Below are 24,400 nucleotides of genomic sequence, written 5' to 3'. Positions count from 1 at the left end.
GCGGGGCACGGGCGGGGCGCAGGGCACGGGCGGGCACGCGTGTGCGCGGGGCGGGGACGGTGCGCGGGGCGGGGCGCCCCGGCTTGGCGCTCCGGGGTTCGGAACGGTGCCCTGCCTCACCGTGGGGCGGGCCGCTGACCTGGGCGGCTCCTACAATTGCGGGGCACCGTTGGAGGGACGCCGATGACCCGTTTCGGGAGGACGCGCACGACGCACACACCGCCGTCGGGGCACGGCCCGCAGGGGGCGGTGCCCGTGGCGTCCGCTGACGCACCGCTCGGCGGCGCCGTCGGCCACCTGGTGGGCCGGGAACGGGACCTGGACCGCGTTCTGGGCGCCGTCGGACGGCACCCGGGGGGTGCGCTGCTGCTGTCCGGGGATCCCGGCGTCGGCAAGTCCGCGGTCCTCGACGCCGTGGCCGCGGCCGCGGCGCACGACGGGATCCGCGTGCTGCGTGCGGCCGGCGCCGAGTTCGAGGCGGACGTCGGCTACTCGGCGCTGAACCAGATCCTGCTCCCGTTGCACGGCGCCCTCGACCGGCTCGACGCACCGGGCAGGGACGCCCTGGGCGTCGCCCTGGGCTTCGGCGCCGGCCCGCGCCCCGAGCGCCTCGTCGTCTGCAACGCCACCCTGGCCCTGCTGCGGTCGGCGGCCGCGGACGGCCCGGTCCTGCTGATCGTGGACGACCTGCCCTGGGTGGACCGGGCGAGCGCCGCCGTCCTCGGCTTCCTCGCCCGGCGGCTGTCCGGGGACCGGATCCGGTTCCTCGGGGCCTCCCGCACCGGCGTGGACGGCTTCTTCGACGGCGCAGGCCTGCCGTCGTACGAACTGCCCGCGCTGGACACGGACTCCGCCGCCCGCCTGGTCGACCTGCGCTTCCCCGATCTCGCGCACCCGGTACGGCGGCGGCTGCTGGACGCCGCGCAGGGCAACCCGCTGGCGCTGCTCGAACTCCCCGACGCGCTGCGCGCGGACCAGCGCCGGGCCCGGGAGGTGCTGCCGGCGGTCCTGCCGCTCGGCGAACGCCTCCAGTCCCTCTTCGTCTCCCGGGTCCTGTCGCTGCCCGCGCCGACCCGCGACCTGCTGCTGCTCGCCACCCTCGACGGCACCGGCGACCTCGGCGTGCTCTCGGCGGCCGCGCGGGAGTCGGACGGCGCACCCGACCTGGCTGATCTCGACCCCGCCGAGCGGGACGGGCTGGTGCGGGTGACGGAGTCCCCGCGCCGCCTGGTGTTCCGGCATCCGCTGATCATGTCCGCCGTGGTCGAGGCCGCCACCAGCAGCACCCGCCGCGCGGCGCACCGCGCGCTGGCGCGGGTGCCGGGCGGCCGGCCCGAGCAGCGCGCCTGGCACCTGGGCGAGGCCACCCTCCAACCGGACGAGGAGGTGGCCCTGCTGCTGGAGCGCACGGCCCGCCGCATCCTCGACCGCGGGGACGCGGTGGCGGCGATCGCGGCGCTCACCCGGGCGGCCGACCTGAGCCCCCGGGGCGCCGACCGTGCGCGGCGGCTGTCGGAGGCGGCCTACGTGGGCGCCGAGTCGATCGGCGCGCTGCGCAGCGCCTCGGAGCTGCTGGAGGACGCCCGGCGGGCGGATCCCGGCCACGGCTCGTCCCTGAACTCCGCGAACGCCGCGGTGCAGCTCGTGCTGAACAGCGACGGCGACCTGGCCACCGCCCACCGCCTCCTGGTCGGCGCCATCGAGGAGGGCGACCACGGCTACGACGCCGGGGACCCGGCCCTCGTCGACGCGCTGCACTTCCTGCTGCTGCTGTGCAACTACGGTGCCCGCGAGGAGCTCTGGCAGCCCTACTACCGGGCCGTGGCCCGGCTGCGGCCCGCTCCCCCGCCGCTGCTCCTGGTCGCCGCCCGGACCTGGGGGGACCCGGCCCGCGCCGACGCGGCCACGCTGCGCGAGCTGGACGGGATCATCGACGGCGCGCTGCGGGAGACCGATCCGGCCAGGGTCGTCCGGGTGGGGACCGCGGCCGTCTACCCGGACCGGCTGTCCGCGGTGCGCGAGGCGGCCTGGCGGCTGGTCCGGCAGGGCCGCGAGGGCGGTCCGGTGCGCCGGCACATCGGGGCCCTGCTGCACCTGTGCCTGGACGACTACCACCGGGGCAGGTGGGCGGAGGTCCTGGAGCTGTCGGAGGAGGGGCTGACGCTCTGCGCGGCCTCCGGGTACGCCGTCTGCGCCTGGTTCTTCCAGTACACCAAGGGGCTGGTGACCGCCTCCCGGGGCGACACGACCACCGCGCACGCGCTCGCCGAGGCGATGACGGGCTGGGCCGCGCCGCGCGGTGTCCGGGAGGCCGTGCACTGTGCCCAGCACGTGCACGCGCTCGCGGACATCGCCGACGGCGACTTCGACGCGGCGTTCCGCCGGGTGAGCGACATCAGCGCCGCGGGCAGCTTTCCCCCGTACGTCGCGCACGCGGCGTGGGTGTTCTTCGAACTGGTGGAGGCCGCGGTGCGCACCGACCGGCGGGCGGAGGCCCTGGCACACGTGCGTGCGCTGCGCGCGACCGAGGTGGCCGGGCTCTCGTCCCGGCTGGCCCTGCTGGCCGGCTGTGCCGAGGCCCTCGTCGCGGACGACGCCGCCGAGACGGCCCGGCTGTTCGCGCGGGCGCTGGCCGTACCGGACGTGGAGCGGTGGCCGTTCGAGCTGGCCCGGGTACGGCTGGCACAGGGCGAGTGGCTGCGCCGGTCCCGGGCGCTGTCCGAGTCGAAGGGTCCGCTGACGGCCGCGCTGCGGGCCTTCGAGGAGCTGGGCTCCTCGGCGTGGGCGGAGCGCGCCCGCAAGGAGCTGCGCGCGGCCGGGCGGGTCCTGCCGGGCGCGGGCCACGACCGGTCCGGGACGGCCCTCACCCCGCAGGAGCGTGAGATCGCGGAACTCGCGGCGAGCGGTCTGACGAACAAGCAGATCGCCGAGCGCCTGTTCATCTCGCACCGCACCGTCGGCGCCCATCTCTACCAGATCTACCCGAAGCTGGGCATCGCCTCCCGGGTGGCGCTACGGGACGCCCTGCGCCGGCACGACACGGACTGACGGCGAGCGGACCGACGGCGCGACGCGGACCGACGGCACGAGCGGACCGACGGCACGACACGGACCGACGGCACGAGCGGACCGCCGGCACGAGCGGACCGACGGCACGACACGGACTGACGGCGAGCGGACCGACGGCGCGACGCGGACTGACGGGCACGAGCGGACCAACGGCACGAGCGGGTGACAGTGCCGCACGGCCGGCCGGCTCACCGTGCCGGCGTGCGACGGCATCCGTCGTGGGCCGGGACAGCCGGGACCACGTGGCCCCTCCGTCCGACCGACCGCACCTGTGCCGGCGGTGCCCACCGGGGCCGCGTCATCGGGACATGACCATTCCTGTCCGTGCCCCGGCGCTCCCGGTCAGGCGTCCGCGTCCGCCCCGTCCGCCAGCCGGTTGAGCCACTCCAGGAGCAGGATCCGCTCACCGGCGCTGAGCGGCGCGGTCCCGTCCTCGCCGACTGCGGCGAGCAGGGCCATGGCGGGGGCCGCCACGGCCGCGCCGGTGGCGACGGGACCGCGTTCGGCCGGGTCCGCGGACGGGAGCGTAAGGGTGTTGATCACCATCTCGCGGGCCTCCCGGGCGTTGCGCAGATCGCGCTCGTGCTCCGGGTGACCGATCAGGGTCAGGATCGTCCCCACACCGGTGGAGTGCATGACCTCGGTCGCCCGCTCGACGCTCATCCGCAGCCGCCCGGCGGCGGCGACCCTGGTGACCATGCGCCGCAGGTCGTCGGCGGCGCGACGGCCGGTCCCCGGCACGTGCCCGGGGCGGACCTGTCCGTAGACCAGCGTGTAGTACGCCGGGTGTTCGAGACCGAAGGAGATGTGGAGGTCCCACGCGTCCCGCAGCGCCTGCACGGGGTCGTCGCCGGTGAACAGTTCCGCCTTGATCTCGAGGTAGCGCCGGAAGCCGTGCTCCGCCACCGCTTCTAGCAGCCCGTCCTTGTCCCCGAAGATCCGGAAGATCGACGGCGCCGGGACACCCGCGCGGGCGGCGACGGCCCGGGTCGACACCGCTTCCAGGCCGCCTTCCTCCAGCAGGCTCGCGGCGGCGAGCACGATCCTCTGCCGGAGTGTGGGTCCCGCCTTCTCCGACGCCGTCTCCTCTTCAACCATGTATCGACGATATCATTTACGCGGATCATCGATTCACGCGGGAGAACGAGCGGGCCGAGCGGTCAGTGGGCGTCGGGCTCCGTGGGGCCGGTCCCGGTCTGTCGGGCGGCGGGCGCTGCCTCGAGGAGATGGTTGCGCGTCGGTCGACGGGCCGGCTGTCCGACGGCCGCCCAGGCGCCGGGGGGGCAGGTTTCTTCCCAGGCAGAAACCTGTCTCTCCCGTCGCCGGGCGGCCGGGCGCATGGTGGGTGTGTGCCCGGCGGACCGGCCGGGACACGGAACACATGTCACCCCAAGGAGCTGTCACCATGTCCATGACCCGCGTCGGTTTCCTCAGCGCCGGCATCGAGATCGCCGCGCACCTCTACCTCCCCGAGACCCCCGCGGACGGCCCGCGTGCGGCCCTGGTGGTCGGCCACCCCGGCACCGGCGTCAAGGAGCAGACCTCCGGAATCTATGCCCGGTTGATGGCCGACCGCGGCTTCGTCACCCTCGCCTTCGACGCCGCCCACCAGGGCGAGTCGGGCGGCCTGCCGCGCGGCCTGGAGGACCCCGCCCAGCGCGTCGAGGACTTCAAGGCCGCCGTCTCCTACCTCACCACCCGGGACGAGGTCGACCCCGACCGCATCGGCCTGCTCGGCATCTGCGCCGGTGGCGGCTACTCCCTCGCCGCCACCGGCGGAGACCACCGCGTCAAGGCCGTGGCCACCGTCTCCACCGCCGAACCCGCCCGCCAGTTCCGCTACGGCGCCGACGGCTCCCAGGACCCCGCCGTCTTCCAGCACCTCCTCGACGCCGCCGCCACCGCCCGCACCGCCGCGGCCCGCGGCGAGGACCCCGGCGCCCTGACCATGTTCCCCGACACCGCCGAACAGGCCCGCGTCCTCGGCGGCGAACACGGCGTCGAAGGCTGGGAGTACTACTGCGGCCCCCGCGGCCACCACGAGCGCTCCGCCAAGTCCCTCGCTTGGGAGAGCATCGACAAGATGGCCTCCAGCGACGTCTTCCACGCCGTCCCCCTCATCGCGCCGCGCCCCGTCCTCCAGATCATCGGCGAACGCGCCGTCACCGCCTGGATGGCGACGGAGGCCCACCAGCGCGCCACCGGCCCCAAGGAACTCCACCGCCTCCCGGGCGCCAGTCACGTGGACCTCTACGACAAGCGCGAGTACATCGACCCCGCCGTCGACAAGCTCACCGAGTTCTTCACCGCCGGTCTCGGCAGGTGAGCCCCGGGCGCGGCCGGTCCCGGCGCGCTCCCCACGGACACACCGCACTTCCGCGCGGACACACCGCACTTCCACGCGGGCACACCCTGACCCACAGGGCTCCGTGGGGCACGTGTCCGCCACTGGTGTCCCGCGGTGTCCGCCCTTCCCCGTCACCGCGGACACCGCCGGCGGCACACACCCGGAGGGCGGCTCCGTCACCCGGGCGCCCCTTGCTTTAATGGGCGTTCCAGAACTGGTGCACCGGGGGCGGGTTTGGACGGGACGGAGTTCGGGCGGCTGTTGCGGGAGGCGCGGCAGCGGGCGCTGCTGACGCTGGAGAACCTCGCCGAGGTGTCCGGTGTGAGTGTGCGGGCCATCAGCGACATGGAACGCGGCCAGAGCCTGCCGAGGCAGGCGACGCTCAGCGAGCTGATGGACGCCCTGGAACCGAGCGAGGACGAACGGCGCCGACTCGTCGAGGCGTCGATGCGGCGCGCGGGCGACCCGGCGGTGCGCGTTCCTCGCCAACTGCCGCCCGACCTCGCCGTGTTCCGCGGTCGCGAGGCGGCCCTCGCGACGCTGTACGGGCTCAGCGCGCAGGTCACCGAGCAGGGCGGCCACGTCGTCGTCTCCGCGATCGGCGGCATGGCGGGCGTCGGCAAGACGACCCTCGCGGTGCACTGGGCGCACCAGGTGGCCGACCGGTTCCCCGACGGACAGCTGTACGTGAACCTGCGCGGCTTCGAGGACACCGGGAGTCCCCTGGACCCCGCGGAGGCCCTGGGCGGGTTCCTCACCGCCCTCGGCGTGGCCGACCGTGACATCCCGCGCGGCGCCGAGGAGCGCGGCGCTCTCTTCCGGGAGCGGACGGCGTCCCGGCGGCTGCTCCTCGTACTGGACAACGCGCGCGACGAGGCACAGGTCAGGCCGCTGCTGCCGGCGTCGGGCTGTCTGACCGTCATCACCTCGCGCAGCCTGCTCCCCGGTCTGGCCGCGGTGGAGGGTGCCCGGCTGGTCGGGCTGGACGTGTGGACCCGGGAGGAGGCGCTGGCCGCGCTCGCCGCCCGGATCGGCGAGGAGCGCTGCCTGGCGGAACCCGGGGCCGCCGAGGAACTCGTCGGGCTGTGCGGGTTCCTGCCGCTGGCGGTCGCGATCGTCGCCGCGCAGCTGAGCGCGACCCCGCAGATGCCGCTGCGGCTCGGGGTACGGGAGCTGCGTGAGTCCATGCCGCTCCTGGACGCCCTGTGGACGGGGGCCGGCCGGGGCGACGTACGGGCCGTGTTCTCCTGGTCGTACCGGGCCCTGGCGTCCGGGACGGCGGGCTTCTTCCGGCATCTGGCGCTGCACCCGGGTCCCGCGGTGACGACGGCGGCGGCCGCCTCCCTCGCCGGCGTCGGCATGCCCGAGGCCCGGCGGTACCTGCGGCAGCTGAGCTCCGCGAACCTGCTGTCCCGGGACGCGGAGGGCCGGTACGTGCTGCACGACCTGGTGCGGGCCTACGGCACCGAACTCGTCGAACTGGAGAAGGACGACCGGCTCGGCGCCCAGATCCGGCTGCTGGACTACCTGCGCCACAACGCCCACATGGCCAACCGCTTCCTGGGACGCACCCTCGCCGACGAGGCCGATCCGCCGGCCGACGGCGTGGTGGGCGTCGTACTCGGGACCCGTGAGGAGGCGCTGGACTGGTTCCGCCAGGAGGAGGCCACGGTCGCCGCGGCGCTGCGCTCCCTGGACGACCCCCGGCTGCTGCGGTTCCGGATGACCCTCACCCAGGACTGGGTGAGCTACTACTCGGTCATGGGCCGCTGGAGCGCGGAGATCGAGACCAAGCGCATCGGTCTGGACGCCGCGCTGCTGCTGGACGAACCGGCCGCCGTGGTGCGCAACTCCGCGGCCCTCGCCCGCGCGCTGGCGGAGACCGGGCAGACCGAGGAGGCCGACCAGCAGGTCGAGTTGATGCTCGGGCAGCTGCACCGGCTCGGCCCGGCCGAGCAGGCGTCCACCGAACGGACCGTCGGCTGGGTGCGCGGCCGCCAGAAGCGCCACGCGCAGGCGCTGCACCATGCCCGCCGGGCACTGGAGATCTACCGCGCGCTGGGCGACGACCGGGCAACGGCCCGCGAGATGAACGCGGTCGGCTGGTACCTCGCCCTGCTCGGCCGGTACGAGGAGACGGTCGCCCTGTGCGAGGAGGCGATCCCCCTGCTGCGGCGGGACGACAACCTCCGGATCGAGGCCGCCGCCTGGGACACCATGGGCTACGCCCGGCAGCGCCTCGGCGACCTGGCCGGCGCGGCGGCGGACTACCGGGAGTCGCTGCGGATCTACGGGGAGGCCTTCGACGGCTACAACCAGGCCGAGGTGCTCGACCACCTGGCGACGGCACAGCGGGAACAGGGCGACCTCGCGGGCGCGCGGGCGAGCTGGCTGCGGGCGGCCGAGCTGCTGAGCGCGATCCACAGCCCGCGCGCGGCCCGGATGCGGGCCAACGCGCGGTCACTGCTCCCGGACGCCCCCGAAAGGGGTCCCGGACAGACCTGACCCCGCCCGTTCCCGCACGACCCGGCCTGCGGTCTTCTTCCGGCAGCGGGCAAGCTGCATGTGAACTGCCTGGTTCTGTAGCCGTCATTCCACTGAGATGGGAGGGGCAAGAGAGCGTCCCCCGGTCCGGCGGGAAGGCTCGCCGCGGAACAGGGGTCATCGATGAACGCGCAGTCCAGGCTCTCCTCACCCACCGTCGGTCAGGCGGAACCTCACACGCTGTCGCTGGTCACCCCGCTCGTCGAGGCGCCGCCGGCCGGGCTCGTCGGCCGCGACGGCGAACTGCGGGCGCTGCGCGACTTCCTGCGCGAGGCGACGGCCCACGGCGCGGCCCGGCTGGTGAGCGGACACGCCGGTTCGGGCAAGTCGGCGCTGCTGGAGGCCGTCGTCCAGGACGCCACCACCGCCGGGATGCGGGTGCTGCGCTGTGCGGGCATCCGCGGCGGCGAGCCGTCCGACCTGTCGGGCCTGCTCCAGCTGGTGTGGCCGGTACTGGGCACACCGGGCCGGTCGTCCTGCGCCGGACGGCTCGACGCGCTGGAGATGCTCCTGGTCGACGGGGCGCCCGCGCCCGGCGAACGGTCGCGGCTGTCGTTCGCCGTCCTCGACGTCCTGGAGGCGGCCGGCGCCGGACAGCCGCTGCTGCTGGCCGTGGACGACTGGGACGCGCTGGACGAGTGCAGCAGGGACGTGCTGTCCTTCGTGGCCCGGCGGACCGGGGGCCACCCGCTGGCCGTGCTGCTGACCACGCGCACGCACCGCGGCCGTCCGGCGCCCCTGGCCGGCGTTCCCGAACTGGCGCTCGGCCCGCTGACCTCCGCACGGTCCGCCCGGCTGCTGGCGGCGCGCAGGCCGGGCCTGGACCCGCAGGCCGCGCGCGAACTGCTGGCGACCGCGGCCGGCAATCCGCTGGCGCTGCTCGAACTGCCCGTCCGTGACGAGGACTCGCTGCCCTACGCGCCGGTCTCCTCGGACCGGCTGGCCGCCGCGATGTCACCGGGCGTCGCGCGCCTGCCCGCGGGGACCCGGGACCTGTTGCTGGTGGCGGCGCTGCACCCGGCGGGCGACCTCCCGCTGCTGCTGTCGGCCGCTTCCCGGATCGGCGGCACGGAACTGGGCTTCGCGGCCCTCGAACCCGCCGAACGCGAAGGCCTGGTGGCGTTCGACGGCATACGGCTGGTCTTCGCCCACCCCGCGACGGCGGGGGCCGTGGTCCACGACGTGGCTCCGGGACACCGCCGCAGCGCGCACGCGGCCCTGGCCGCCGTCCTGGCACCCGGCTCGGTCCGGACGCTGTGGCATCTGTCGCAGACCGCCGAGGGACACGACCAGGACCTGGCGGGCCGCCTCGAAGCGGTGCACGGTCACGCCCTGCGGCAGAGCGAGCCGCTGCTGGCGGTACGACTGCTGCGGCGGGCGGCCGAACTTCATCCGGCGCCCGCGGACCAGGGCCGCTGTGCGCTGCGCGCCGCCCAGCTCGCGCACGTCCTCGGACTGGAGCGGATGACCCGGACGATGGCCCACCGCGCGCTGCGCCGGCCGCTGGGCCCCCTGGGCACCCTGTGCGCCGAGGCCCTGGCGCGCACCGGCGGCGAGCGTCCGGCCGCCGACCCGGCGGCGTGGCCCGCGCCGGACGGCCCGGACGAGCGGGAGAACGCGCTGGAGCTGGCCCGTGTCACGGCACCCGACGTCGCGGACGACGAGGTGCGCGCCGACGCGCTGCTCGCCTTCCTGGACGGGCTGCCGGGCCGGGCGGACGACCCGCGGCTGCTCCAGGCCATGGCGACGGCCGGTCCGGTCCGCCGGGCCGCGACGGTCCTCGCGGGGGTCCGCGCCGTCCGGCACCTGGCCGACCTGCCGGTACGCGACCTCGAACGGCTCGGCGAGGCGGCCCTGTTGACCGGTGACCCGTTGCGGGCGCTGGACCTGTACCGGCAGGCGGAGCGCCGGCACCGTTTCCACGACGTGCCCGACCAGCTTCCCCGGGTGCTGCTGCGGCAGGGCCTCGCGCATCTGGCGATGGGCGACTGGGGGCAGGGCGGTCACGCGTTCGGGCGGTGCGCGGAACTCGCCGAGGGCCACGGCCAGGGCCCCGCCGCGGCGGCGGCACGGCTGCTGGCCGACCTGGTGCGGGCGCTGCGCACCGGCGGCACGGTGCGTCCCGGCGGCGTCGCCGAACTGGCGGCCGCCCGGCGTGCGGTCCGCTCGGTCGACGCGGTCCTCGCCGTCGGCACGGCCTGTGCCCTGGCGGAGAGCGGCGACTTCGAGGCGGCCTTCGCCGCGCTGTCGGCCCTCCTGGACGGTCCCCGGGTGGGCGCGGCGGCCCTGTTCGCGCTCGTGCCCTTCGCGGAGGCGGCGGAGGCCGTGAACGCCGCCGAGGAGGCGCTCGGGGTGCTCGACCGGCTGGAGGCCCGGCTGGGCGCGGAGTGCGCGCCCGGGGTCGCCGTCAGGTTCACGGTGGCGCGGGCGGTCCTCGCGGACGACGAGGACACCGGGGAGCTCTTCGAGCGGGCCCTCGCCGAGGACCTGTCCGGCTGGCCCTACCTGGAGGCGCCACTGCGGCTGACGCACGGACGGTGGCTGCGGCGCAGGCGGCAGTTCGCCGACTCCCGCGCCACCCTCAGGCAGGCGGCGGCCGGCTTCGCGATGATGGGCGCCGAGGCGCGCACCGCGCGGATCACCGCGGAGCTGCGGGCGTCCGGTGAGCGGCCGGACAGCGGTGCGGCGGGTGCGCCCCGCCGGTCGACGGCCGGTGACCTGCTCTCCGCCCAGGAGCTGCGGATCGCCGAACTCGCCGGCCGAGGCCTGTCCAACCGCGAGATCGGTGAACTGCTCGACCTGTCGCCGCGGACCATCGGGGCGTACCTCTACCGCATCTTCCCGCGGCTGGGCGTGACGGCACGCGCACAGCTGGCCGCGGTACTGAAGCACCACGCCCCGTCCTGACGCCGGACGCCTCGACGCCTCGACGCCTCGACGCCTCCGAGCGAAGCCGGCCCCACCGCACCCGGTCCTGCTCCGGCCCCACCGCACCCGTCCTGCTCCGGCCCTCCGCGCCTCCGAGCGAAGCCGGCCCCACCGCACCCGGTCGTGCTCCGGCCCCTTCGGCGCACCCGGTCCCGCACGGCAGCGCACCCTCCCTGGCCGGCCCGTTCGTCCGGTACCCCCTGAAGTCCGGGCGACCGCTCCCTCTCAGTCCGCGCCGATCCTCGCCGCGAGCTGGGCGCGGGAGGTGACGTCCAGTTTCGGGAAGATCTGGTAGAGGTGCGAGGCGACCGTACGGGGTGACAGGCGCAGCCGTTCGCCGATGGCCCGGTTGGTCAGACCGCGGGCGGCCAGGCGCGCGATGGCCAGCTGCTGCGGGGACAGCACCTGGGAGACGTCGTCCGAACCGGCCCGTCCGGCCTCCCCGGCCGGGCGTTCGGCCGTCGCCTGCCCGGTCGCCCGCAGCTCCGAGGCGGCCTGTTCGGCACGGGACCGCGCGCCCAGGGCCCGGAAGACCGACTCGGCCGTGGCCAGCGGTGCCCGCGACGCGGTGACCCGGCGCCGGCGCCTGAGCCAGGCCCCGTAGCCGAACTCGGTCATGCCGTGCAGCAGCGGCCACGCCTCGGCCCCCGGTTCCAGCGCCCGGCGGTAGCGGACCTCCGCCTCCTCGTCGGGGGCGAGGACCGCGTCGGCGTACGCCAGGATCCGCTCCAGCAGCGGCGCGCGCCCCTCCTCGGTCAGGGCCGCGATGTGCGCGACGACGGCCCTGGCGCCGGCCGCCTCCCCGGCGGCCGGCGCGGCCTCGGCCAGGAACGCGAGCGCCCAGAACTCCTCGTAGGCGTACGGCGTCGATGCCGGCGCCGACATCGACGCCGACGGCTCGGCGAACAGCGAGCGCAGCCGCGCGTAGGCCTCGGCGTACCGGCCCGTGCCCGACGCGGTGAGCGCACGGGCCAGGGCGGCCAGGCTCAACTGCCGGTTCTGGCCGAGTCGCAGGGAGGCCTCCTCGACCTCCGCCGCGCGTTCCAGTGCCCGTTCGTGGTGTCCCTGGAGAGCGTCGAGGATGCCGAGGGTCACGCCGGCCCGCGCCACCCAGTCGGGCTGCCCGGTCCGGTCGGCGATCGTACGGCCCTCCTCGGCGAGCGCGCGGGCGGTGCGCCAGCGGGTGCCGAGCCATATCTGGCCCATCGCCCTCGGTACGAGGACGTACGGCAGCCGTCCGTAGCGGCCGCCCGCGCGGAGGGCCGCCTCCGCCCTCGCGAAGTGCGCTGCGGCCCGGTCGAGGTCGGTGGCGAGGTGGGCGATCTGGCCGAGCAGGGCCTGCTCATCGCCCTCGGGCAGCGTGGACGCTGGACGCGGGGTCGCCGGCCGGGGTGCCGCGAGCGGGTCGGTCAGCGCCATCACGGCGAGATCACGCGCGTCCGGGGGTCCGGACCGCAGGTCCTCGAACGCCCGCCGGACCGCCCGGCGTTCGGCGGGGCCGGCCTGCTGCCACCAGCACCGGCGGGCCGCCGCGTACAGCAGCTTCCGGGCGAGGTCGGCGTCCTGGGCGGCGACGGCGCGGGCCGCCTCGCACAGTTCCGCGATGCGGCCGCGGCCGACGACGCTGTTGCCGGGCAGCAGTTCGTGCACCCACAGCAGCAGGGCCCGGCCGAACGTGCCGAGTTCGGCCGGGTCGATTCCGCGGGCGTGGCGCAGCGCCTGTTCCACGAGGCCGTGGTCGCAGGCCAGCTCGACGGCGCGCAGCAGCCGGTCCGCCCGGCGTGCCGGGTCCGGGGAGAGCCGGGCGGCGTCCTCCAGGGCGGTCAGGGCCGTGAGCACCCCGGTACCGGAGCGGGGCCCGTCGGCCAGCGACTCCAGCCGCCGGGCGAGTTCCTCGTCGGGGGCCGCCGCGCACCGGGCCGCGTGCCAGGCGGCGTGCGCCGGACTGGTCAGGCACTGCCCCAGCACCGCGTGGGCGGCCATCCGCCGGGCGGCGGGCTCCAGTCGCAGTACGGCGGACCGGAGCAACTGCCGCGGGAAGCACAGCCCCGGCTCTCCCGCGACGACGACACCGGCACCCACACCGGTGCCGGCATCGGCACCGGCACCCCCCACGGCTGGGCCCGCGTCGAGGACGTACCCGTCTCCCGCTGCCTCCGAGCCCACGCCCGCCCCTGCGCCTACGCCACCCCCCGCACCACCGACGGCGCCGACGCCCCCCGCACCACCAACGGTGCCGACGCCCGCCGCACCACCCACACTGCCGGCACCCCCCGCACCACCGACGGTGCCGACACCCCCGGCACCACCCACACTGCCGACCGTGCCGACGCCGTCCGCGCCACCCGAACTGCCGGCACCCCCTGCACCACCGACGGTGCCGACACCCCCGGCACCACCCACACCGCCGGCCCCTCCCGCGGCTTCCGCGGCGCCGTAGGTCTCCCCTGTCGGCACGGCGCTGTCGGCTTCCGCGGTGGCCGCCTCCCGCACGGCTCCCGTCGTCCCGATGAGGAGACCCAGGCCGGTGAGCTCGGCGAGTCCGGCTCGGGCCGCGGCGACGCTGCCCAGCAGCAGCGTGCTCGCCGCCAGGACGTCCCGCGTCAGCGGTGACACGCTCAGCGCGGCGACGAGCAGGACGCCCCGGGCCGCCGCCGACAGCCCCTTCAGGTCCTCCGCGTGCGCCTCCGCCAGCCGCGCCGTGGCCGGCAGCATGCCGAAGCCCGCGGTGTCGCCGAGCGGGCCGGCCCCGAGCGACAGTTCCGTGAGGGCGAGCGGGTTTCCCCCGGCGACGGCGAGGACGAGTTGCTCCTCGGTGTACCCGACGGCCCGTCCCGTGCGGTGAAGGAGGATCCGGGCCTCGGGAACGGGCAGGGCGTCGAGCGTGACGGTGAGCGGGTCCACAGGCGCGGAGACGGTCCCGGGGGCCGCGCGCTCGGCGACGATCATGCCCACATGTGTGTCTCCGCAGAGCCGGGCCAGGGCGTTCAGGGTGTCGCGGCTCGCGGAGTCGAGCCGGTCGAGGTCGTCGACGCACAGCAGCACCGGCTCCGGTGTCCGGGCCAGCAGCCGGAGCGCGGCGGTCGCCGGACCGGCGGGGTCCGGGGTCGCCGGGCCACCGCCGAACGCGGCGTCCAGTAGGGCGCGTTCCGGGGCCGGGAGCTCGTCCAGCCGTGCCAGTTCGGGGCGGAGCAGGCCGTGCAGCGCGGCGTACGGCAGGGCCCGCTCGGCGGGTGCCCATGCCGTCGAGAGCACCTTGATGCCCCGGCGCCCGGCGGCCGCCGCCGCGAAGCGTACGACCGCGGACCTGCCCGTCCCCGCGGCGCCGCGGACACGCAGCACCCGTCCGCCCCGGGGAAGTTCGGCCAGCAGTTCGCTGATCAGCCGCTTCTCGTGGTCACGGCCCACCAGACCGGCGTCGTCCGCACCGGATTGCCCGGTACCCGCACTGCCGGGACCCGAGCCGTCGACACCCGAGCCGTCGACACCCGTGCTGTCGCGACCCGTGCTGTCATGAGCCCTGCTGTCGCGATCCGTGCCGTTCCGGTCGACGTGCGTCCTCACTCCACGCCCTCCTCCGTCTTCCGGAACGACGAAAGGTGCGTTCGTGCGCCGTCCTCGGCCGGCTCCGTCCGCGTACGTACTCGCCCACGTGTGTTCAGCACCGGCACGCGCTCCTACCGCCCGTCTGCATACCCATGCGCATGTGTGCTCATCTCCGTCGCGTGTACGTGCCGTGCCGCCGCGCGCATGGTCATCCGGACGCCTGCTCGTCCGCGCGCCCGTGCCCGGTGCCGGCGGCAGCGCAGAGGTCGCGGATGCTGACATCGGTCCCGAACCGCAGACGGCGGAAGACCCAGTCGATCGGGTGGCACTCCCGTGCGTCGGGCAACTCCACCACCAGCGGATGGTCCGCCGGCTGCGCGGTCGGGGCGTGCCGCCAGGCCCCGCCGGCGTGCCGGGTGAGGATCTCACCGACGTAGCAGCCGAAGCCGACCAGGGACTCGGCCATGTCCTCACCGGTGACACCCTCGGCCCGGAACCCGTCGACGATGTCCTCCACCAGCACGATGCTCTCCGGACTGTAGTCCAGTTCCGCACCGCTGATGTCGGCCGCGGTCGCGACGATGGCGGCGGCGTGCCGGGACGCGTTGCCGGGCTCAAGCGGGGGGTTCAGGTGCACCTGCATGTTGGTCCTCGGGCTGTTGCCGTCAATGTGGACGAGGCTAATCGCACCATGCCCGGCCGAGCATGCCCCTCCCCGTATCGACCGGGTTCCCGGGTGACCGGCGAGGCCGCGCCGGGGACAGGGGCGCCGACACCCCGATTCCATGTTTGCAGTCGATCGACTCATGCCGGTGGGCGGCCGTCCTGCCAGAGTCGGGCCCGTGTTCCGTTTCTCCATGTCCAGGGCCCCGGACCGGGTGCCCACGCCGTACGCCGATCGACGCCCTCGTCCCGCCACGGAGACCCCGTCGGCTGGTACCGGACCGACGGCCCCGTCGACGAAAGGATCCCGGGGTGGCACGCCCTCGTGAGTTCGACATCGACGTGGCGGTGGAGCAGGCCATGGGTCTGTTCCGGCGGCAGGGATACCACGCCACGGCGATGCCGCAGCTCACCGCCCTGCTGGGGATCGGCAGCGGCAGCCTGTACGCGGCGTTCGGTTCGAAGGACGGCCTGTACGCCCGCGCCCTGGCCCGCTACTGCGACGCCATGGTGGCGGCCCTCGACCGGGACGTACGGGCCGGCGCCGACCTCCGTACGGCTCTGCGCGCGCTGCTGGTCGCGATGATCGAGGCCGACGTGACCGACCCCGAGCGCGGCTGCCTGCTGGTGAGCGCGGCCACCGAACGCGCCGCGCACGACGGTACGGTGGAGCAGGTGCGGCTGACGGTGACCGCCCTGGAGTCCGTGCTGACCGAGGCGCTGGAGCGGGCCCGGGGGCGAGGCGAGCTGAGCGGCGAGCGCAGTCCGGTGGAACTCGCCCGGTTCCTCACCACGTTCGTCCAGGGCATGCGTGTGGTGGGCCAGGCACGTGTGGACCGCGCGTTCCTGGAATCCGCGGTCAGCGGGGCCTTGCGGGCCCTGGACTGAGCGTTCGCGGAGCACGCGGGAACGTTCCGGGAACGCCCTCGGGGCCCGCTCGACCGGGGCGGATCCGGCCCGCGTTCATCCGCGGCGGCGGGCGCGCAGGGCGGCCGCCTTGGCGCGGTTCCCGCAGGTCCGCATCGCACACCATTCACGTCGGCGGCCCCGCGAGCGGTCGAGGTAGACGTGTGTGCAGTCGGGGTGCCCGCATTCACGCAGAAGTTCCGCCTGGGCGCCCGCGACGATCTCCACCGTCTCCCGGGCCAGGTCGGTCAGGGCCTGGCCGGCCGTACCGTGACGGCTGGTGCCCGTGGCGCCCAGACACATCGTCACCGGCACCGAGGCGGCCTGCCGGTTCACCGCGGCGACCGCCGGGGCGGGCAGCGGCCGGCCGGCGAGACGTGCCCCGACCAGCGCGTAGATCGCCTCGCGCAGCGTTGTCGCCGCCCGCAGGTCCGCCCGGCCCGAGCCGGGTTCCAGGTCCAGCAGGCCGGACTCGACGAACCAGGAGTCGAGCAGTCCCGGGGTGGCGATCCGCTCGATCGGAACGGGCGCGCGCCGTGCCTGCAAGGTGCCCACGAAGTCGAGCGCGGGCGTCCCGCACGGAAACACATGTCTCACGAGGCCCTCCTGACAGGTGACTGGACACCCTCCAAGAGTAACCGGCTTGACGGGTGACGGAAATACATGGGAGTCTTCCGTCACCGGCCAGACCAGTTACTTATCGGTGAGGACAATCCCATGGCAGTCGTACGCATCCACCTCGTCTCCACGCTCGCCCCCAAGGACGTGCTGGGAGTCCTGACCGACTTCGGCCCATCCCGCGCCCAGGCCTGGCCCACCATCGACGCCGACCACTTCGAGGTCCACGACCTCGGCGACACCTGGGCCGAGGTCACCGAGGGCACCGCCGCCGCCTGGGAGCGGGCCCGCTACGAATGGCAGCCCGGCGGCGACACCGTCACCATCACCACCCTCGACTCCAAGCTCTTCGGCGCCGGCGGCGGCTGGGTCTTCAAGATGACCCCCGAGGGCGACGGCACCCGCGTCGACATCGAACTCACGCGCCGGCCCGCCACCCTCAAGGGCAAGATGCTCGCCTCACTGCTCCCCCTCGCCGCCCCCGGCTCCCTGCGCAAGTCCTTCGCGGGCCCCCTCCAGGCCGCGTGACGCCCGGCACGAGGGGCCGGCGGCGTCGACCGCCGGCCCCGGCCGGGAGAGACAGGTTTCTGCCCGGGAAGGATCCTGCCCCCTCACACCTGTGTCGTGCGGGGCGCGGCCGCATGACACTGGAGACATGAGACAGACACCCGACTCCCCTCTCGGCGCCTTCCTCCGGGCCCGTCGGGCGCAGCTGACACCACAGGAGTGCGGTCTGCCCGAGGCGGACACCCCGCGCCGGGTCGCCGGGCTGCGCCGCGAGGAGGTCGCCCGGCTCGCCGCGATCAGCGTGGACCACTACACCCGGCTCGAACAGGGCCGGGTCCTGGCCTCCGCCTCCGTACTGGTCACCCTGGTCCGCGCGCTGCGCCTCGACGACGACCAGAAGACCTACCTGTACGAACTGGCCGCCCGGAGCGGCGCCCGCCCGCGCCGCCGCCGGTCCGCACAGCAGGTGCGGCCCGCGATGCGCCGTCTGCTCGGCCGGCTCACCGACACGCCGGCGCTCGTCCTCGGCCGGCGGCTGGACATCCTGGCCTGGAACCAGGCCGCCACCGCCCTCTACACCGACTTCGCCGCCGTGCCGGCCGACCGGCGCAACTACGTGTACCTGCTGTTCACCGACCCGGTGGTCCGGGAACTGCACGCCGCCTGGGAGCACGACGCCCGGGACGCCGTCGCCGCCCTGCGCACGGCGGCCGCCGCCGACCCCGACGACCCGGAACTGGCCCGTGTGGTGGGCACCCTGACCATCCGGGACCCGGACTTCCGCACCTGGTGGGCCGAACACCGCGGGAACGGCGCCGGATACGGCACCAAGCACTACCGCCACCCCCTGGTCGGCGACCTCACCCTCGACTGCGACACCTGGACCAGCCCGGACGGCTCCGGACAGCGTCTGATGGTCCTCACCGCCGAGACCGGCACCCCCTCCCACGACGCCCTGCGCATCCTCGACTCGTGGACCGCGCGGGAACACCTCACACCACGGACCGAGGACCTGCCCCGATGAACACCTGGACACCCGAGGAACAGACCCGGCTCACCGAGACCCACTCCCTGGTCCTGACCGCCGGGGACGGTGAGCACCCCGGAGTGGAGATCGGTATGGCGCTCGTGGACGGCCGGCTGTACGTCCGGGCCTACCGGGGCGTCGGCTCACGCTGGTACCGCGCGGCCCGGGAACACGGGCGCGGCAGGATCCGGCTGGGTTCCGAGACCCGCGACGTCCTGCTGACGACGGAGGGCCTCCGGCCGCCCGCCGGACTCGACGCCGCCTTCCGCGACAAGTACGGCCCGGTGGCGGACGCCCTCGTCGCCGTCCCGGAGGCCCGTGCCGCCACGGTCCGGATCGATCCGGTGTGAGGACCGGGTATCGACACACAGAACGGCATACGAAAAGACACACGCGACGACACAGGCGACGGCACACGCAACGACACACGCGACGACAATGCGACGGCACCCGGAACGGCGCACGGAACGACAGCGGCCCGACATGTGAGATCCGGGCTGAACACTCATTCCACAACTGCTACGTTTCACGGCGTCGCGGAGTACGACGCCGGACCCGCGGCAGGCGTCTCGGGACACGGCAGCGGGGAGTGGGATGAGCAAGGAGATGTTCGGCGGCCTGTTGCGGGAGGCGCGGCAGCGGTCGGTTCTCACCCTGGAGGGTCTCGCGGAGGCCTCGGGGGTGAGTGTCCGGGCCATCAGCGACATGGAACGGGGCCGGAGCCTGCCGCGCCGCTCCACGCTGAACGAGTTGCTGGACGCGCTCGAACTGGACGAGTCCGAACGACGGCGTCTCGTACAGGCCGCCACCCCGCGCACTCACCAGGTGCCCCGGCAACTCCCGCCCGACCTCGCGGTGTTCCGCGGTCACGAGCAGGCGCTGGAGGCCGTCCACCGGTGTGCCGGGCAGGCCGACGGACAGGGCCGGCATGTCGTGATCGCCGCGGTGGGCGGTATGGCCGGGGTCGGCAAGACCACGCTGGCGGTGCACTGGGCCCACCGGATGGCGGAACGTTTCCCCGATGGTCAGCTGTATGTGAACCTCCGCGGGTTCGAGGAGTCCGCGCGTCCTCTGGAACCGGGTGAGGCCCTGGGCGGGTTCCTGCGGGCCCTCGGGGTGCCCAGCAACGACATACCTCCCGCCACCCACGAGCGCGCCGCCCTGTTCCGGGAGCGGACCGCGTCCCGGCGGCTGATCGTCGTACTCGACAACGCGCGGGACGCCGAGCAGGTCACCCCCCTGCTGCCCGCCGCCGGCTGCCTGTCCCTCGTCACCTCGCGCAACCAGCTGTTCTCCCTGGCCGCGACGGAGGGCGCCACCCTCGTCAACCTCGGTGTGTGGTCCGAGGAGGAGGCGCTGGCCGCACTCGCCGCCCGCGTCGGTGACGCCCGCTGCCGGGCCGAGCCGGACGCGGCGGCCGAACTGGTCGCCCTGTGCGGGCACCTGCCCCTGGCGGTCGCCGTCGTCGGCGCGCAGCTGAGCGGCAGTCCCGAGGTGTCGCTGCGGTCCGGCGTCCGGGAGCTGCGCGAGGCCGGATCCCGCCTGGACGCCCTCGCGGCCGACGACGGGCAGGGCGGTGTCCGGGCCGTCTTCTCGTGGTCCTACCGGGCGCTCGACGAGGAGACGGCACGGTTCTTCCGCCATCTGGCGGCCCACCCGGGCCCGGCCGTCTCCGCCGAGGCCGCCGCCTCGCTCGCCGGGACGCAGCTGCCGGTGACCAGGCGTCGGCTGCGTGAGCTGACCACCGCCAGTCTGCTGTCCCGGGACGCCGAGGGGCGGTATGTGATGCACGACCTGGTCAGGGCGTACGGCGCCGAGCTCATGGAGCGGGCCGGGGACGACCGGGCGGGCGCCGAGATCCGGCTGCTGGACTACCTGCGCCACAACGCGCTCTCCGCCGGCCGGTTCGTCTCCCGTTTCCCCTCGGAGACGGCCGACGCACCGGCGCCCGGAGTCGTACATGTGGCGGTCGACGACCGCGAGGAGGCACTGGACTGGTTCCGCCGCGAGGAACCCGCCGTCGCGGCCGTCCTGCGCACCGTACGGGACCCCCGTCTGCTCCGGCACCGGGTGAACCTGGCGCTGGAGTGGGTGGGTTACAACGCGGCGGCGGGCCGCTGGGCCGAGGAGGCGTCGGCCGCGCGCCTCGGGCTCGACGCGGCCCTCGCCCTCGACGACCCCGTCGCCGTCGCGCGGACCGGTGCGCATCTGGCGCGTGCCCTGGTCGAGACGGGCCGGCCGGCCGAGGCCGACGAGCCCATCGGCACGATGCTGGGACAGCTGCCGCGGTTGCCCACGGACCACCAGGTCCGGGTCGAACGCAACGTCAGTTTCCTGCGCGGCCGGCAGCAGCGCCACGAGGAGGCGCTGGAGCACGCGCGCCGCAGTCTGGCGATCGCCCGTACCCACTCCGGCGACCACGAGGTCGCGCGCACCCTCGTCGGGGTGGGCTTCTGTCTCGCCATGCTCGGCAAGCACGAAGAGGCCATCGCCACCGGCGAGGAGGCGGTGCCCATGCTGCGGGAGCTCGGGGACCGCAGCGGCGAGGCGTCCGTGCGGGACTCCATCGGCCTCGCCCAGCAGCGGCTGGGCCGCCTCCAGGACGCCGTCGCCAGCTACCACGAGTCCCTGCGGCTCGTCGAGGAGGTCCACGACGACTACATGCGCGCGGAGACCCTGGACCACCTCGCCTCCGCCCTGCTGGAACTCGGCGAGCCCACCAGGGCGCGCGCCCACTGGCTGCACGCGGCCGACCTGCTCACCGCCCTGCGCGTACCCCGCGCCGAGGTGCTGCGCGCCAAGGCGGAGGCCGCCGGATGAGGAAGACGCGGGCCGCGCCGCGGGCCGGTCGGGGCCCGTAGCGGCGCGGCCTCGCCCCCGTGGTCAGACGCTCAGGCCCGGCTGGGTGGCGAGCGCCGCTTCGGGCAGGTCCTCGGGGCGGAGGGTGGTGAGGGCCTCCAGGTCCGGGGCGGGCAGCGAGGCCAGCCGGCCCGCCTGGCGGGTCATCATGGTCTCCAGCAGCTGGCGGGCGAGACGCGCGTTGCCGAAGCTCCTGGTGCGCGGCAGCGAGTCGAGGTGGACACGCAGCGCCTCCACCGTCGGCGGCGCGCACACGTATCCCGCCGTCGTCGCCTGCTCCTCCATGATGGACAGCAGTTCACCGGTCGAGTAGTCCTCGAAGGTGACGTGCCGGGAGAACCGGGAGGCGAGGCCGGGGTTGGACTCCAGGAACCGGTCCATCTCCGCGGGATAGCCGGCGACGATCACCACGACCTCGTCACGGCGGTCCTCCATCAGTTTCAGCAGGGTGTCCACCGCCTCCCGGCCGAAGTCCTGCGGCGAGTTCTCCGGGGTCAGCGTGTACGCCTCGTCGATGAACAGCACACCGCCGACGGCCTCCTCGAACTTCTCCGTGGTCAGCTGCGCGGTGTGGCCGATGTAGCGGCCGACCAGGTCGGCCCTGGCCACCTCGACGAGCTGCCCCTGGCCCAGCACGCCGAAGGACTTCAGCAGGTCGGCGTAGAGCCGGGCCACGGTGGTCTTGCCGGTGCCGGGCGGCCCGGAGAACACCGCGTGGTGGCTGACCGAGGGCGTCGGCAGTCCGAGCGCGGCACGCTGCTGGTAGTTGGTGAGGAGGTTCACGATGCCGCCGACCTCGCGCTTGACCGCCCCGAGGCCGGTCATGGCCCGCAGCCGGGCCAGCACGTCGGACTCGCCGGGCGCCTTCTCCTTGGCCTCCGTGCGCAGTTCCTCGGCGAGGTCGGCGCCGACGTCCTCGGGCAGCATCAGCATCAGGTCCGCCTCGCTGGCCTCGGGCAGGGTGGCCAGCCGCAGCGACTGCCGGTCGACCATCTCCTCGAACACCTGGCGGGCGGCCCGGCCGTTGCCGAAGGTGGCGTCCCGCCGCATCCGGCCGAACCGCAGGCCCAGCGCCTGCCTGGTGAGCGGGTCCAGTACGTAGCGGTGGCCCGCGCACATGGACTCGGCGATGGTGACGAGCTCGTCCACCGAGTAGTTCTCGAACTCGATGGTCCGGGTGAACCGGGAGGCCAGGCCGGGGTTGGCGGCGAGGAGGTCCTCCATCTCCTTCGGGTAGCCCGCGACGATCACGACGGTGTCGTCACGGTGGTCCTCGATCAGCTTCACCAGGGTGTCGATGGCCTCCTGGCCGAAGTCGACGCTGGAGCCCTTGCTGTCCGACAGCAGCGTGTACGCCTCGTCGATGAACAGCACACCGCCCAGGGCCTGTTCGAAGACCTCGGTGGTCTTGATCGCGGTGCCGCCGATCACCTGGGCGACCAGGTCGGCGCGGGCCACCTCCACGATGTGGCCGGACGACAGCATCCCGAGGCTCGCCAGGATGCCGCCGTAGAGCCGGGCCACCGTGGTCTTGCCGGTGCCGGGCGGCCCCGCGAACACCAGGTGTCGGCTCATCGGCGGGGCGGGGATGCCCAGTTGGGCCCGCCGCTGGGCGAGCTTGCCCAGGCTGACGAGCATGCTGACCTGTTCCTTGACGTTGGCGAGGCCGACCAGCCCGTTCAACTCCGCGACCAGGGCGTTCTCCGACGCCCCGCCCTCCGTGCCGCCGGGGCCGCCGGCCGCGGCGCTGTCGGGAACGACCGGATCGGCGGCCGGGTCGGTGCCCTCGTCCGGCGACTTGTTGTCGACACTGGTGAGACCGGAGAGCGTGAACTCGCCCCGGGACGGGGCGCGTTTGATGCCGGCGCCGCGGTTGGAGCGTACGGTGCAGTCGGTGACCTCGACGGACCGGTCGGTGTCGATCCGGATGCCGTCACCGGCGTTCCCGCTGAACTCGCAGGACTTCAGTGCCGCCCGGCCGCCCGAGCCGACCAGCGCACCGTGACCGCCGCTGCCCAGCACCCGGGTGCGTACGAGGGTCAGGTCGCCGTCCTCCTCGACGGCGGCGCCCGAGGCGGAGCAGCCGGAGATCTCGCAGTCGCGCAGCGTGACACGGCCGTTGCCGCCGACGCACACCCCGGACCTGCCCGCGCCGCGCAGCGCGGAGGTCCCCATGTGCGGGTTGCCGCCGCCCTCGACGCGCAGCGCGTGCCCGGCGCAGTCGCCGACCTCGCAGTCCTCGAACCGGCCGCGGCCGTTCCCGGCGACCAGCAGGCCCGCGCCGCGCGCCTCCGTGATCCGGGCCCGGCGCAGCAGCGGGTTGGCCCCGGCGGACAGCGACACACCGTGCCCGCCGGCCCGTACGACGTCCAGTTGGTCGAACTCGGCGGCGGACTCGCCGTCCAGCAGCACGCCCACGGCCTTGCTGTTCGTCACCCGGGTCCCGGTCAGGGACGGGGTGCTGGAGTCGTCGACGTGCACGGCGGCCTCGCCGGCCGCGTCGAAGGCGCAGTTCACGAAGTAGCCGCGGGAACGGCCGGTGACGTACAGGCCGCTGCCGCGGGTGCGGGAGGTCTCGCAGTAGGACAGCTGCGGGTCGGAGCGGTCCGCGACCACGAAGCCGTGACTGGCGGAGTCGTACACCTGTACGTGGGACAGCTCGGTGCGCGCGGAGCTGGCGAGGTGCACGCCCACCGAGCAGTCGCGCAGTGTCGTGCGCACCACCCGCAGTGACGTGCCGCCCTCCAGTGCGAGCCCCGGCTTCTCCACGGCGGTGATCTCGCAGTCCTCCACGACGCCCCGGGACTGTCCGTTGGCCAGCACGCCGTTGCCGCGCGCGTCCCGGATACGGCAGTTGCGCACGTCGGCGCGGCCCTGCTCGCTGATCACCACCGCGGAGGTGCCCAGGTTCTCGATCAGGCAGTCCTCGATGACACTGCCGGTGGTGCCGGCCTCCACCACGCCCGCGCCGACGGGGTTGGTGATCCGGCAGGACCGCACGGCGAGGGATCCGCTGCCGCGGCTGAGCAGGGCCGTCCAGCCCGCGCCGAGCACCTCGCAGCCGTCCAGGGCGACCTGTCCGCGCACCGCGTCGATGACCGGCAGTTCGCCCTCACCGCCGCGCAGCACCAGGTCGGTCAGCATCACGGCGTCGGCGGCGAGTGTGACGGCGGCGCCCTTGTCGGGGGCGATCTCCACACTGCCGCGCGGGCCGTCGGCGACGATGGTCACCCGGTTGTTCACCACCAGGGTCTCCCGGTAGCTGCCCGGCCGGACGCTGATGACGGCTCCCGGCCGGGCGTGGGCGAGTGCCGCGCCGATGGTGGTGTGGTCGCACCCGTTCTCCTGGCCGACGGTGATCAGATGGCGGGCCACGCCTGCTCCTT

Annotated in this window: 14 protein-coding genes; 9 read left to right on the top strand and 5 right to left on the bottom strand. The window is 74.7% G+C overall.

Annotation, left to right across the window (positions count from 1 at the left end; genetic code table 11):
• The first annotated feature begins 255 nt into the window (after window positions 1-255).
• Window positions 256-3,048, top strand: a complete 2,793-nt coding sequence (locus tag AAW13_RS09115) for a helix-turn-helix transcriptional regulator (RefSeq protein WP_046731575.1) — start codon at window positions 256-258, stop codon at window positions 3,046-3,048.
• Between the two features lie 363 nt (window positions 3,049-3,411).
• Here the strand turns inward: AAW13_RS09115 and AAW13_RS09110 are convergent, their stop codons facing one another.
• Complete coding sequence (locus AAW13_RS09110; protein ID WP_046731552.1) at window positions 3,412-4,167, bottom strand: TetR/AcrR family transcriptional regulator; 756 nt, start codon at window positions 4,165-4,167, stop codon at window positions 3,412-3,414.
• 307 nt (window positions 4,168-4,474) lie between these two features.
• Between AAW13_RS09110 and AAW13_RS09105 the strand changes: the two genes are divergently transcribed.
• From AAW13_RS09105 to AAW13_RS09095, 3 genes are all read left to right on the top strand, one after another.
• Window positions 4,475-5,395, top strand: a complete 921-nt coding sequence (locus AAW13_RS09105) for an alpha/beta hydrolase (RefSeq protein ID WP_046731551.1) — start codon at window positions 4,475-4,477, stop codon at window positions 5,393-5,395.
• Window positions 5,396-5,650: 255 nt separating this feature from the next.
• Window positions 5,651-7,921 carry an ATP-binding protein gene (locus AAW13_RS09100; RefSeq protein WP_046731550.1) on the top strand — a complete coding sequence of 757 codons (2,271 nt, stop codon included), beginning with the start codon at window positions 5,651-5,653 and terminating at the stop codon, window positions 7,919-7,921.
• Window positions 7,922-8,083: 162 nt separating this feature from the next.
• Entirely contained in the window at window positions 8,084-10,867 is a 2,784-nt protein-coding gene (locus AAW13_RS09095; RefSeq protein ID WP_046731549.1) for an AAA family ATPase, read from the top strand.
• A gap of 246 nt (window positions 10,868-11,113) precedes the next feature.
• Here the strand turns inward: AAW13_RS09095 and AAW13_RS09090 are convergent, their stop codons facing one another.
• Both AAW13_RS09090 and AAW13_RS09085 read right to left on the bottom strand, forming a co-directional pair.
• Window positions 11,114-14,452 carry a LuxR family transcriptional regulator gene (locus AAW13_RS09090; RefSeq protein ID WP_079178758.1) on the bottom strand — a complete coding sequence of 1,113 codons (3,339 nt, stop codon included), beginning with the start codon at window positions 14,450-14,452 and terminating at the stop codon, window positions 11,114-11,116.
• A 190-nt stretch (window positions 14,453-14,642) separates the two neighbouring features.
• Window positions 14,643-15,077: a hypothetical protein gene (locus AAW13_RS09085; RefSeq protein ID WP_046734438.1), complete on the bottom strand. Its 435-nt coding sequence runs from the start codon at window positions 15,075-15,077 to the stop codon at window positions 14,643-14,645.
• A 332-nt stretch (window positions 15,078-15,409) separates the two neighbouring features.
• Between AAW13_RS09085 and AAW13_RS09080 the strand changes: the two genes are divergently transcribed.
• Window positions 15,410-15,985: a TetR/AcrR family transcriptional regulator gene (locus tag AAW13_RS09080; RefSeq protein ID WP_046734437.1), complete on the top strand. Its 576-nt coding sequence runs from the start codon at window positions 15,410-15,412 to the stop codon at window positions 15,983-15,985.
• Window positions 15,986-16,060: 75 nt separating this feature from the next.
• Here the strand turns inward: AAW13_RS09080 and AAW13_RS09075 are convergent, their stop codons facing one another.
• Entirely contained in the window at window positions 16,061-16,600 is a 540-nt protein-coding gene (locus AAW13_RS09075; RefSeq protein WP_071659488.1) for a CGNR zinc finger domain-containing protein, read from the bottom strand.
• Window positions 16,601-16,720: 120 nt separating this feature from the next.
• Here AAW13_RS09075 and AAW13_RS09070 point away from each other — a divergent pair, with 120 nt between their 5' ends.
• The 4 genes from AAW13_RS09070 (at window position 16,721) to AAW13_RS09055 (ending at window position 20,975) form a co-directional block, all read left to right on the top strand.
• Window positions 16,721-17,149, top strand: a complete 429-nt coding sequence (locus tag AAW13_RS09070; protein WP_046734436.1) for an SRPBCC family protein — start codon at window positions 16,721-16,723, stop codon at window positions 17,147-17,149.
• Window positions 17,150-17,276: 127 nt separating this feature from the next.
• On the top strand, window positions 17,277-18,152 hold the full coding sequence (locus AAW13_RS09065; protein ID WP_046734435.1) for a helix-turn-helix domain-containing protein: 876 nt from the start codon (window positions 17,277-17,279) through the stop codon (window positions 18,150-18,152).
• Complete coding sequence (locus AAW13_RS09060) at window positions 18,149-18,505, top strand: DUF2255 family protein (RefSeq protein ID WP_046734434.1); 357 nt, start codon at window positions 18,149-18,151, stop codon at window positions 18,503-18,505. Before AAW13_RS09065 ends, AAW13_RS09060 begins: the two co-directional genes overlap by 4 nt.
• Before the next feature lie 244 nt (window positions 18,506-18,749).
• Window positions 18,750-20,975 (top strand): ATP-binding protein, encoded by a 2,226-nt coding sequence (locus AAW13_RS09055; protein ID WP_046734433.1) that lies wholly within the window; start codon window positions 18,750-18,752, stop codon window positions 20,973-20,975.
• Between the two features lie 63 nt (window positions 20,976-21,038).
• On the opposite strand, the gene AAW13_RS09050 is transcribed toward AAW13_RS09055, so the two are convergent.
• Window positions 21,039-24,389, bottom strand: a complete 3,351-nt coding sequence (locus tag AAW13_RS09050) for a right-handed parallel beta-helix repeat-containing protein (RefSeq protein WP_071659487.1) — start codon at window positions 24,387-24,389, stop codon at window positions 21,039-21,041.
• Between the last annotated feature and the right edge of the window lie 11 nt (window positions 24,390-24,400).

The organism is Streptomyces humi, from assembly GCF_001005085.2.
Taxonomy (GTDB): Bacteria; Actinomycetota; Actinomycetes; order Streptomycetales; family Streptomycetaceae; genus Streptomyces; species Streptomyces humi.
Note: the sequence above shows the minus strand (reverse complement) of the source record. Positions and strands in the feature narration are given on the sequence as shown.